A 10,740-nucleotide genomic window follows, 5' to 3' on the forward strand; every position below is an offset into this window, starting at 1 on the left:
ATCGCGTGATCGTCCTCGCGATCGGGCGCGGGAGCGGACACGGCGACGTCGTCCAGTCGAGCGGGGGCCGTGGGCGCGATCACCCTTGAACGCGATCACCCTTGAACCTGACACCTGCCATTGTCCGCCGTGGTGACAGGCGCCCATGGGCACGGCTTCCCGGACCAACGGGCCCGCTCATGAACACGCTGCTCCTGTCGCCACCGCGTCCAGCATCGGCGCGAGTTCCCCGGCCACGGTCGTCAGCGCTCGGGTGTCGCGCTCGGCGCGGGCGATCAGGAGTGCGCCCTCCAGGGAGCTGATCATGAGGGTGGCGAGGGGCTCGGCACGCTCGGTCGGCACGCCCATGTCCGTCAGGGCACCGGCCACCGGAGCGGTCCAGGTGGCGAAGGCGCCGGCCGCGGCCTCACGGGTCGACTCGGTGGCGTCTGCGCAGTCGACCGTCGCCGCCGCGACCGGGCAGCCGGCGAGGAGGCCGGCCGTCTCGTACTCGTCGGTCCACTGGCGCACCATCGCCGCGAACAGTCCGCCGGGTGTCGGTTCGGCCATGCCCTCCATGAAGCGGGCCACCCGCCGGCCCGCGTACCGGCCCGCCCACGCCACCGCCTCGTTGACCAGCTGTTCCTTGCCGCCGGGGAAGTAGTGCTGGAGCGAGCCGCGCGGCGCCCCCGCGTGGACGGCGACCTCGCGCATACCGGTCGCGCCGACGCCGTGCCGCCGGATGAGCTGGGCCGCGCTGAAGACCATCCGCTCACGCGGACCCCGTTCGGACACCGCCATGGGCCGCACCTCCTCGTTCTCGCCCACCCTATGACCGCCGTCATAACAGCGGCTACTATGACCACGGTCATAGACGGCCCGCACACACAGACACAGGTACGGGGATACGGACAGGCGGTGGATCGTGCACGGCGACCAGGTTGACGACGTCAATCCGATCCACCAGGCCCGCCACGGCGACCGCGCGCCCCACGTCGGCTTCCTCGGCCTCGGTGTCATGGGCCTTCCCATGGCGCTGCGCCTCGCCCACGCCGGAACTCCCCTCACCGTCTGGAACCGCACGCCCGCCCGCGCCGAACCGTTGCGCGCGGCCGGGGCCTCGGTCGCGGCCGACCCTGCCGACGTGTTCGCGCAGGCGGACGTCGTGATCCTGATGCTGGCCGACGAGTTCGCGATCGACGCCGTCCTCGGTCGCGGCGCCCCGGAGTTCGCCGCGCGCGTCGCCGGACGCGTGGTCGTCCACATGGGCACGACCTCGCCGGAGTATTCGCAGGCGCTGGAGGCCGACATCCGCGCGGCGGACGGGAGTTACGTCGAGGCGCCCGTCTCCGGCTCGCGCGTCCCGGCGGAGAACGGGCAGTTGGTCGCCATGCTGGCCGGGGAGGAGTCGGCCGTGGAGGTCGTACGTCCGCTGCTCGCACCCATGTGCCACGGCACCTTCGTCTGCGGACCCGCACCCAACGCCCTGCTGATGAAGCTCGCCGTGAACCTGTTCCTGATCACCCAGGTCACCGGCCTCACCGAGGCCTTCCACTTCGCCGAACGCCAGGGCCTGGACCGCCGGTTGTTCCTGGACGTACTGGACGCGGGCCCGATGGCCAGCGCCGTCTCCCGGATGAAGGCGCCCAAGCTGCTGGAGCGGGACTTCGCGGTACAGGCGGCGGCCTCGGACGTACTGAAGAACAACCGGCTCATCGCCGAGGCCGCACGCAAGACCGGGCTGGCCTCGCCGTTGCTCGACGTCTGCCACGCCCTCTTCGGGGAGACGGTGTCGCTCGGGTACGGCGGTGAGGACATGGCGGCGGTCGTGCGTGCGATCGAGGCCCGCACGGAGGAGGGGGCGCAGGGGCAAACCCCCTTGCCGTACTAGCCGTTGATTCGTCAGCCGCGGTTGGCGCCGGCCGGGATCCCGTACGCCCGATCCACCTTCAGCCGCAGCACCAACCGCCGGTCACGGACCATCGCGGCGCGGTAGTCGTCCCAGTCCGGGTGTTCGCCGAGGACGTCCCGGTAGAGGCGGATCAGTTCCTCGACGGTGTCGTCGTGCGGGTCCTTGGCGACGGGCGTGAGTTCCGCGGTGCCCTCGACGACCGTGTAGGCCCGGCGGTCAGGGGTGGACACGTGGTACGACAACCGCGGGTCCCGGCGCGCGTTGCCGGTCTTGGCGCGGTCGTCGGTGACCGAGATCCGGATGAGTCGCTCGTCCGGGTAGTAGTGGTGGCTGACGTTCGACAACTGGGGCCGGCCGTCGCGCTTGAGGGTGACCAGCACCCCGCTGCGGCCGTCGGAGAGCAGTTCGAGCAGTGTGTCCTGAGTCATATACCCGTCAACTCGTGGCGCGGGTCCCCGCATTCCCGTCCCGACGGCAGACCCCACTCACCCGGTAGACACTGTCTACGGCCATTTGGTAGACAGTGTCTATGCCTTTGGAGGAAGTGGATGAAACGGAGACCGGGCTGCGGGCCCGACTCGTCGACGTCGGTGTGGATCTGGTCGCCCAGGAGGGGGCGCAAGCGCTGACCCTGCGCGAGATCGCGCGCCGAGCGGGCGTCTCGCACGGAGCACCCCGCCGCTACTTCCCGACCCACCTGGAACTGCTCTCCGCCATCGCGCGCCGCGGCTTCGCCGAGCTCGGGAAGCGGGCGTCGGCTGTGGTTGAGCACGGGGACGGACCGGCGCCCGCGCGGGAGCAATTGGCGTCGCTGGCAGGCGCGTATCTGCAGTTCGCGCTGGACAGCCGCGGCATGTACGAGCTGATGTTCCGTCATGACCTGTTGGAGAGCGGTCATCTGGGGCTGCGGGACACCAGCCTGCCGCTGTTCGGGCGGTTGGTGGAGCTTGTCGGCGTGGCCCGTCCCGACCTGGACGCGCGGTTGGTGGCGGGTGCCCTGTGGGCGAACCTGCACGGCATCGCCCAACTCTGGAACTGGGGCAGCCTCCAACTCGCCACCGGCGCCGAGGATTTCGCGCCCTTGCTGCACGCGGCGCTCGACGCCCACCTCGGGAGCGGCGAGTGAGGCAGCGCCGCACCCTGACGCTGGCGAGCAGCGTGGCGGGGGCCGCCGTCGTCGCCCTGGACGGCACGGTTCTCGGCGTGGCACGGCCGACCCTGCAACGCGATCTGCGCGCCTCCTTCACCGAGGTCCAATGGACCAGCACGGCCTATCTCATCGCGGTGGCGAGCCTGTTGGTGTTCTCGGGACGGCTCGGCGACCGGTACGGGCATCAACGCACCTTCGCCATCGGGATGCTGGGTTTCGGAGTGACGTCCGCCGGCATCGGACTCGCGCCCGGAGTCGGCTGGGTGATCGGACTGCGCGCCGTCCAGGGCGTGTTCGGAGCGCTGCTGCAACCGGCCACGCTCGGCATCCTGCGGACCGCCTATCCACCCGACCGGTTGCGGATGCCGATCGCGATCCGGACGAGCGCGATCGGGCTTGCCGCGGCCGCCGGTCCGGTGCTCGGCGGTGCGCTGGTGGCCGGCCCTGGCTGGCGGGCCGCCTTCTACCTCAACGTCGTACCGACCCTCGTCTTCGGCGTGCTCGCGCTCACCGCGCGCGCCGGCGCCAACCCCCACCGCTCCCACCCCACCACCCCCCTCAACCTCCCCGGCGCCCTCCTCCTGGCCCTCACTCTCGCCGCCCTCGTCCAAGCCCTCGTCGCGCTGTCGGACGACGGCCCGACCGCCATGAGCGTGGCCGGGCTCTCGGTGGCCGTGGCCGCAGCCGCCGGTGCCGTCTTCCTCCGCCACGAGCGCCGCGCGGCAAGCCCGTTGATACCGGCCGACGTCATCCACTCACCCGGCATCCGCCCCGCCCTCGGCGTCCTCCTAGCCGCGTCCGCCGCCCTGAACGGCACGGTGTTCGTGGCCGCCTTCCTCTTGCAGGACACCCTCGGTCTCACCGCCTTCCGCACAGCCCTGCTCAGCCTGCCGCTTGCCGTGGCGATGATCCTCGCGGCGCCCGGCTGCGCGCTGTTGCTGCGCCTGGTGGGAACCCGGCGTACGACGGTGGGGGCGATGGTCGTGCTCGCCGCCGGGATCCTGCTGCTCTCGCGGGCGTCCGGCACGCTCGCGCTCTGCACGGCGTTCGCTCTGCTCGGCGCCGGGTTCGGGACGGTGATGGTGGCGATCACGCATGTCGTCGTCCGGCAGGCGCCCGTGGAGTCGGCCGGTGTGGCGGGCGGTCTCAAGCAGACCGCGATGAACATCGGGCCAACGCTGGGGGTGGCCCTCGCGACCACGCTGACGGGGCTCGGAGGCGGTCACGGGCCCGCTCTGCTGGTGCTCACGGGCGTCGCCGGGGCGGGTGCGGTGACTGGTGTCGCGTTGCCGAAAGGTTCCTTCTCTGCGATCAATCCCGGTCAACCTGGGGACCGGGCCCCCGTTCCTGCGCGACCATGAGGTCTGAGGGCGTTCCCGCGGGGTATGCGGGATCGCGCCTCGACGAACGTATTCGGAGGAGAGCGATGGCACAGCTGCGACAAGAGGTCGACCCGGGCGAGGCCGGACTGGACGCGAAGGCGCTGGACCGCCTCGACCAGTACCTCGCCCACTACGTCGACGAGGGCCGGCTGCCGGGCTACCTGGTGTCCGTGGCCCGTGGCGGACGCGTCGCCCACCTCACCGCCCACGGCCGGCGCGACATCGCGGCCGGACTGCCGGTCGAGCCGGACACGTTGTGGCGGATCTACTCCATGACCAAACCGGTCACCGCGGTCGCCGCACTGATGCTCGTGGAGGAGGGCAGGCTGTCGCTCGACGACCCGGTCTCCCGTCATCTCCCGGTCTTCGGCGACGTCCAGGTGTACGAGAGCGGGTCCGGGGCCGACACCAAGACCCGTCCGCCGGCCCAACCCATACTGATCCGGCACCTGTTGACCCACACCGCGGGCCTGACCTTCGCGTTCTACCACTCGCACCCGGTCGACGCCCTCTACCGCGAGGCGGGTCTTGAGTCGTCGGTGCCGGCGGGCGCCGACCTGCCGCGGACCATGGACGTGTACGCGAGCCTGCCGTTGCAGTTCGAGCCGGGCACGCAGTGGAACTACTCGGTCGCCAGCAATGTCATGGGCCGGGTCATCGAGGTGGTCTCCGGGCAGCCGCTGGACGCCTTCTTCGCCGAGCGGATCTTCGGCCCCCTCGGCATGACCGACGCCGGATTCTGCGTCACGGACCAACAGGCCCGCCGGCTCTCGGAGTTGTACGGCGAGTCCGACGGCGGCGGGATCGAGCCGATCGCCGGTCTGCCGCTGCGCGGTCGGCCCCGCTTCCTGTCCGGCAGCGGCGGCATGGTCGCCTCGGCGCACGACGTGCACCGCTTCATGGAGTTGCTGCGCCGTCGCGGCGAACTCGACGGGGTGCGCCTGCTCGCCCCCGAGACGGTGGACCTGATGACCAGCAACCACCTGCCCGGCCGCGTCGACCTGCGCGTCTTCGGCAGCCACCCGGCCCACGACGAACCCGGCAACGACGGCATCGGCTTCGGCTTCGGTGTCTCGGTGGTGATCGACCCGGACCGCACCCTGGCGCCCCTCGGGCTCGGCACCTACGGCTGGAGCGGCGCCGCGACCACGACGTTCTGGGTCGACCCGAGCCGCGATCTCACCGTGCAGTTCTACACGCAGGTGCGACCGAAGACCTCGCACACGATGATCCTCGACCTGAAGAAGTTCGTGCACGAGGCCATCACCGACTGAGCCGGGGCCCGCCCCTTACCGTCCGGTCATCGGCTACTCGTCGACACGGAGGGTGAAGTCCACTCCCTCACCGGCCAGTTCGCCCAGCCACTGGTCCGACCGGGCCGCCGTCTCGGCGGCGCGGTTCAGACCGGCCGGCAGGGTGCCGTCCAGGATGTGCCGGACCCCGAGGGCGAGCGGTCGGGAGACGCAGCGGGCCATGGCGCTCTCCTCCGCGTCGCCCACCAGATCGAGGACATAGCTGCCCGACCAGGTACGCCCCGTCTCGGCGCGCACGTCGAGCGAGACGGCGAGGACGACCCGGTCGCGGTCCGCGTCCGTGGTCGGGTGGCGGGCCGCCAACTCCCCTGCCAGGGCGGCGATCCGCTCGTCGTCCCCGGCCTTGAGCTCCTCGAAGACCTCGGCCCAGGCGGTCAGCCACCCCTCCAGGCGCAGCGTGCCGCGCACGAAGGACCGCGCCTCCCAGCCCGCCGGCAGCCCGTACTGCTCGACGAAGGGCACGCTGTCCCGGTTGGGGTAGACCTCGAACTCCTCCCCGTCGAGCAGGTGCCGCCGGGTGGCCTCCCAGGGCCGCTCGGCGACGGTCTCGGCGCCGCCCTCGATGTAACGGGCTGGCGAGCGCAGCGCGTTGAGGACACCGGCGGGTGCCCAGCTGAAGCGGTACCTGAAGTCGTTCGGCACGGCGGGGATCCCGCCGCAGTACGAGGTGAAGGCGTACGAAGCTGTCATACTCCCGCCGATCGCCTCCTGGGCGCGGGCGACCAGGCTGTGCGCGAAGAGGTGGTCGATGCCCGGGTCGAGCCCGGCCTCGGTGAGGACGACCAGGCCGGCCTTCGTCGCCTCGGGGACCTGTTCGAGGACGGTGTCGGAGACGTAACTGGAGCAGGCGAAGTGGGCTCCGGCCCCGACGCAGGCGACGAGGATTCCGGCGTGTTCCGGTGCGGGCAGCATCGATACGACGGTGTCGCCGGGGGCCAGTTCGGCGGTGAGCGTGGGGAGGGAGTAGGCGCGGGGCTCGGCGCGGCCGGTGAGGTCCAGTCGGTCGAGGGCCTCGGCGGCCCGCTCCTCGGTGCGGTGCCACAGGAAGACCCGCTCAGCCGTGTCGCAGAGGCGGGCGAGGCCGCTGCCCGTGGACAGCCCCGCGCCCACCCAGTGCACGGTGCCACTTGCCGGAACCCGGTCAGACATGACGGGACTCCCCTTCCTCGATGCCGAGTTCACGGCCGGCCTGGTGGAAGCGATCCAGACCGCGCCCCCACGGTCCGCCCACTCCGAACTCCAGGAGCTGCGGCAGCAGGGCCGCGGAGAAGTCGGTGCTGGACTCCAGTGGCAGCAGGGACGGCAGGTTGTCGATGGCGATGAGGTCCAGCGGGGGTTCCTCGCGCAGTCGGCGGGCCGGGTCCGTCCAGTCGGTGGTGCGGTCGTAGACCGGCAGGACGTTCAGGGGCGAGCCGACGTCGCAGGTGACGTCGCACAGGGTGCGCAGGCGGCGGCCGGGATCGTCCAGGTCCGCCTCGCGCAGGAAGGGCGGGACGGGGGTGGTGGCGAGGACCGCGTTCACCATGACGTCGTGGGCGAGCAGGGCGGGGCGGTCCAGGTCGCGGGTCTCGGCGAGGTCCCAGCAGGTGGGCTCGACCCCGGCCGTGGCGAAGGCGACGCGGGCTCCCCGGCCGCTGCGGCCCAGGGCGCCGACCACCAGCCCGGTGAACTCGGCGTCTCCGGCGGCGGGTCGCAGGGTCTCGTCCAACTCCGCCTTGGACGTGGGCGCCAGAGGCGCCTTGAGCCTGCCCCGGTGCTGGAGCACGGCCAGGGCGGCGCCCAGGTAGCCGGCCCAGAAGCCGAAGGCGGCGAGCCGCCGGCCGTCCTCGTCGACGAGGTACTCCAGGTCGAAGAGGCTGCCTCCCCCGGCGGCGAAGCGCCGCAGCAGGGCCTCGGCGCCAGGCTGCCGCTTGTAGGCGTGGCCGAAGAAGATGTGCCGGTGGATCAACCCGGCGGGTTCGTCCGGGAGTTCCTTGAGGCCGATGACGACGACGTCCGCCGGTGCCGAGACCCACGATCCCGTGGGCGCGATCCGGCAGCCGGCCGCCTCGTACTCCTCGATCGGGAAGATCCGGTGCGGTGATTCCTCCACAGTCAGCGTCACTCCGGCGGCGAGCAGCCGCCGCGCGTCGGACGGCACGACCGGCGTGCGTCGTTCGGTGTCGCGGTCCTCGTGGCGCAGCCACAGGTGGAGTTCGGTCATACGAGGTTGGCCTCCGGGCGCGGGGCGTCGGCCGCGAACCGGCCGGCGCTCAGGGGACGGACGTCCACGAAGGGTACGCGGCCGAGGTACAGGTCGCGGACGACCTCGCCGACGGCGGGTCCCTGGAGGAAGCCGTGGCCGGAGAACCCGGTGGCGTAGAGGAAGCGGGAGACCGAAGTCGCCTCGCCGATCAGGGCGTTGTGATCCGGGGTGATCTCGTACAGCCCTGCCCAGCCGCCGGTGCGGCGCAGGTCGAGGAGGGCCGGCGCGCGGCGCTCCATGGCCGCGTACAGGCCGGGGATCCAGCGGTCGTGGGTGTCGGTGGCGAAGCCGGGTCGTTCGTCCGGGTCGGACATGCCGAGCAGCAGGCCCGGGCCCTCGGCGTGGAAGTAGAGGCTGCTGGTGAAGTCGATGGTCATGGGGAGGTCCGGTGCCAGGTCCGGGACCGGTTCCGTGACGGCGACCTGGCGGCGCAGCGGCTGCACGGGCAGGTCGACGCCGGCCATCGCGCCCACGGCCCGGGACCAGGGGCCCGCCGTGCAGATCACCGTGTCGGTGGCGATCCGGCCGAGGGTGGTCGAGACGGCGGTGATCTGGTCGCCGTGCAGTTCGACGCCGGTGACCTCGGTGTGCCGCAGGATGCGGGCGCCGTGGACGCGGGCGGCGGAGGCGTAGCCCTGGACGACGGCCTCGGGGGTGCAGTGGCCGTCGTCCGGCGAGAAGGCGGCGGCGAGCAGGCCGTCGGTGGTGATCAGCGGGGAGAGCCGGTGGGCCTCCTTCGGGGTGATCATGCGGCTCGGCACCCCGAGGGAGTTCTGCAGCCGCACGCCCGCCTCGAAGGAGGCGACCTCCTCGGGCGTCGACAGCAGGAACAGATAGCCGACCCGGTGCAGGCCGATGTCGTGTCCGGTCTCCTCCTCGAACCGCCCGAACGCCTCCAGACTCCGCGCGCCCAGCTGGATGTTGAGCTCGTCCGAGAACTGCGCCCGCACTCCGCCGGCGGCCTTCGAGGTGGAGCCGGAGGCGAGTTCGTCGCGCTCGACGAGTACGACGTCCCGCACACCGGCGGCGGCGAGGTGGTAGGCGACGCTGGCGCCCATCACTCCGCCGCCGATCACGACGGCACTGGCCTGCATCTTCACGGGCGAGCCTCCAGAGGGTTGTCGGGGTCGGTCACCCCTTCTTCCTGTCCGGGCCCCCGCGCCGGTATTCAGGACAGGTGGGCCACCGCGTCCAGGTGGGGCAGGATGTGGTCGAGCCGCTCCCGCTTGGTGCGCAGGTAGGTGATGTTGCTCTCGCACGGCGGGATCAGCAGCGGCACCGTCTCGGCCACCTCGATGCCGTGGGCGAGCAACGACTCGCGCTTGCGCGGGTTGTTGGAGAGCAGGCGGACGGAGTTCACGCCCAGGTCGTGCAGGATGTCGGCGGCGACGCCGTAGTCGCGGGCGTCCACCGGCAGTCCGAGCGCGAGGTTCGCCTCGACCGTGTCCAGGCCCTCGGCCTGCAGGGCCATCGCGCGCAACTTGCCGAGCAGGCCTATGCCGCGGCCCTCGTGGCCCCTCAGATAGACGATGATGCCGCTGCCTTCGGCGACCACGGCACGCAGTGCGGAGGCGAGTTGGTCGCCGCACTCGCAGTGCTGGGAGCCGAACGCGTCGCCGGTCAGGCACTCGGAGTGCAGCCGGACGAGAACGCGTTCGGCGCCTATCTCGCCGTGCACAAGGGCCACTTGCTCGTCACCGCGGTCGTGATCCATGTAACCGACCGCCCGGAATTGCCCGTACACGGTGGGCAGCGGCGCATTCACGATACGTTCCACGCCCGTGCGCTGCGGTGACTTCTTGCCGAGTACGCCGACTTTATCTGTCATGATTCTGATTCCTAAACAGAGACGAAAGGCCGTGAAGAAATGAGTGGTTCGGGCGCGCATGCGGCGGCATACGGTCTGGTGCCGACGGACACTACGGATGACGTACGGACCAGGGCGGCGGGTGTCTCAACGCAGGTGGCCGTCCTTCCCGTGGGCAGCTTCGAGCAGCACGGTCCGTACCTTCCGCTGGCGACCGACACGCTGGTCGCCTGTGCCGTGGCCCGGGAGATCGCCGCGGCGTACCCGGTGCACCTCCTTCCTCCGGTGACGGTGGCCTGCTCGCACGAGCACGCGGCCTGGCCCGGAACCGTCAGCATCTCCTCGACTACCCTGCATGCGGTGGTGAACGACATCGCGGCCTCGCTCCGCCGCTCCGGTGTCGACGCCCTGGTGGTGGTCAACGGGCACGGCGGAAACTACGTACTGGGCAACGTCGTTCAGGAATCCTCCGCCCGCGGCGAGCGGATGGCGCTGTTCCCGGCCGTGGAGGACTGGGACGAGGCGCTGCGGCGGGCGGGGGTGGCCACCTCGCCGCTGACCGACATGCATGCGGGAGAAATCGAGACCTCCATCCTTCTGCACACTCACCCCGAATTCCTTCGACCCGGTTACGAGACCTCCGATTTCGTCGCGGACGACCGACGTCATCTGCTCACCCTCGGTATGTCCGGCTATACCGACTCGGGTGTCATCGGACGCCCCTCGCTGGGCTCCGCGGAAAAGGGGAAGGAACTCCTGGCGAGCCTCACGGATTCCTTCGGCGCGTATTTCTCGCTGCTCACCTCGGCGGACGGGCGCGGATAGTCGGCGGCGGGTTCCGGGGCCGTGGGGGGTGTCCCGGAGCCCGCGCGCAGGCCGGTGTACCAGCGCGCGACGAGTACGGCGAGGCCCGGCAGCGCGGCCACGAAGCTGAGTACGCCGTAGACGACGG

At 71.3% G+C, this 10,740-nt stretch carries 11 protein-coding genes; 5 read left to right on the plus strand and 6 right to left on the minus strand.

What is annotated here, in order from left to right:
- Positions 1-177 precede the first annotated feature (177 nt).
- On the minus strand, positions 178-780 hold the full coding sequence (locus M2283_RS01885) for a TetR/AcrR family transcriptional regulator (RefSeq protein WP_280874140.1): 603 nt from the start codon (positions 778-780) through the stop codon (positions 178-180).
- 157 nt (positions 781-937) lie between these two features.
- Between M2283_RS01885 and M2283_RS01890 the strand changes: the two genes are divergently transcribed.
- On the plus strand, positions 938-1,870 hold the full coding sequence (locus M2283_RS01890; RefSeq protein WP_280874687.1) for an NAD(P)-dependent oxidoreductase: 933 nt from the start codon (positions 938-940) through the stop codon (positions 1,868-1,870).
- A gap of 11 nt (positions 1,871-1,881) precedes the next feature.
- On the opposite strand, the gene M2283_RS01895 is transcribed toward M2283_RS01890, so the two are convergent.
- Positions 1,882-2,319: a PPOX class F420-dependent oxidoreductase gene (locus M2283_RS01895; RefSeq protein ID WP_280874141.1), complete on the minus strand. Its 438-nt coding sequence runs from the start codon at positions 2,317-2,319 to the stop codon at positions 1,882-1,884.
- 101 nt (positions 2,320-2,420) lie between these two features.
- On the opposite strand from M2283_RS01895, the gene M2283_RS01900 reads away from it, so the two are divergent.
- The 3 genes from M2283_RS01900 to M2283_RS01910 all read left to right on the plus strand — a co-directional run bounded on the left by M2283_RS01900 (position 2,421) and on the right by M2283_RS01910 (position 5,697).
- Positions 2,421-3,017 carry a TetR/AcrR family transcriptional regulator gene (locus M2283_RS01900; RefSeq protein ID WP_432423009.1) on the plus strand — a complete coding sequence of 199 codons (597 nt, stop codon included), beginning with the start codon at positions 2,421-2,423 and terminating at the stop codon, positions 3,015-3,017.
- Entirely contained in the window at positions 3,014-4,402 is a 1,389-nt protein-coding gene (locus M2283_RS01905; protein ID WP_280874144.1) for an MFS transporter, read from the plus strand. Before M2283_RS01900 ends, M2283_RS01905 begins: the two co-directional genes overlap by 4 nt.
- 65 nt (positions 4,403-4,467) lie before the next feature.
- Positions 4,468-5,697 (plus strand): serine hydrolase domain-containing protein, encoded by a 1,230-nt coding sequence (locus M2283_RS01910; protein ID WP_280874146.1) that lies wholly within the window; start codon positions 4,468-4,470, stop codon positions 5,695-5,697.
- A gap of 33 nt (positions 5,698-5,730) precedes the next feature.
- On the opposite strand, the gene M2283_RS01915 is transcribed toward M2283_RS01910, so the two are convergent.
- The 4 genes from M2283_RS01915 to ribA form a co-directional block, all read right to left on the minus strand.
- Entirely contained in the window at positions 5,731-6,885 is a 1,155-nt protein-coding gene (locus M2283_RS01915) for a saccharopine dehydrogenase family protein (protein ID WP_280874147.1), read from the minus strand.
- Entirely contained in the window at positions 6,878-7,939 is a 1,062-nt protein-coding gene (locus M2283_RS01920; RefSeq protein ID WP_280874148.1) for a saccharopine dehydrogenase, read from the minus strand. Before M2283_RS01920 ends, M2283_RS01915 begins: the two co-directional genes overlap by 8 nt.
- Positions 7,936-9,075: an NAD(P)/FAD-dependent oxidoreductase gene (locus M2283_RS01925; protein ID WP_280874688.1), complete on the minus strand. Its 1,140-nt coding sequence runs from the start codon at positions 9,073-9,075 to the stop codon at positions 7,936-7,938. The genes M2283_RS01920 and M2283_RS01925 overlap by 4 nt, the downstream gene beginning before the upstream one ends.
- A 74-nt stretch (positions 9,076-9,149) precedes the next feature.
- Positions 9,150-9,809 carry a GTP cyclohydrolase II gene (gene ribA / locus M2283_RS01930; protein ID WP_280874149.1) on the minus strand — a complete coding sequence of 220 codons (660 nt, stop codon included), beginning with the start codon at positions 9,807-9,809 and terminating at the stop codon, positions 9,150-9,152.
- Positions 9,810-9,848: 39 nt separating this feature from the next.
- Between ribA and M2283_RS01935 the strand changes: the two genes are divergently transcribed.
- On the plus strand, positions 9,849-10,613 hold the full coding sequence (locus tag M2283_RS01935) for a creatininase family protein (protein WP_348538890.1): 765 nt from the start codon (positions 9,849-9,851) through the stop codon (positions 10,611-10,613).
- Positions 10,614-10,740 lie beyond the last annotated feature (127 nt).

Origin of the sequence: Streptomyces pseudovenezuelae (genome assembly GCF_029892565.1) — a bacterium.
In the GTDB taxonomy this organism is placed as follows: domain Bacteria; phylum Actinomycetota; class Actinomycetes; order Streptomycetales; family Streptomycetaceae; genus Streptomyces; species Streptomyces pseudovenezuelae_A.

Bases quoted from the DNA above. Each gene is read 5' to 3' on its own strand.
- M2283_RS01885 (WP_280874140.1), bottom strand. From the start codon at position 780: ATGGCGGTGTCCGAACGGGGTCCGCGTGAGCGGATGGTCTTCAGCGCG.
- M2283_RS01895 (WP_280874141.1), bottom strand. From the start codon at position 2,319: ATGACTCAGGACACACTGCTCGAACTGCTCTCCGACGGCCGCAGCGGG.
- M2283_RS01900 (WP_432423009.1), top strand. From the start codon at position 2,421: ATGCCTTTGGAGGAAGTGGATGAAACGGAGACCGGGCTGCGGGCCCGA.
- M2283_RS01910 (WP_280874146.1), top strand. From the start codon at position 4,468: ATGGCACAGCTGCGACAAGAGGTCGACCCGGGCGAGGCCGGACTGGAC.
- M2283_RS01915 (WP_280874147.1), bottom strand. From the start codon at position 6,885: ATGTCTGACCGGGTTCCGGCAAGTGGCACCGTGCACTGGGTGGGCGCG.
- M2283_RS01920 (WP_280874148.1), bottom strand. From the start codon at position 7,939: ATGACCGAACTCCACCTGTGGCTGCGCCACGAGGACCGCGACACCGAA.
- M2283_RS01925 (WP_280874688.1), bottom strand. From the start codon at position 9,075: ATGCAGGCCAGTGCCGTCGTGATCGGCGGCGGAGTGATGGGCGCCAGC.
- ribA (WP_280874149.1), bottom strand. From the start codon at position 9,809: ATGACAGATAAAGTCGGCGTACTCGGCAAGAAGTCACCGCAGCGCACG.
- M2283_RS01935 (WP_348538890.1), top strand. From the start codon at position 9,849: ATGAGTGGTTCGGGCGCGCATGCGGCGGCATACGGTCTGGTGCCGACG.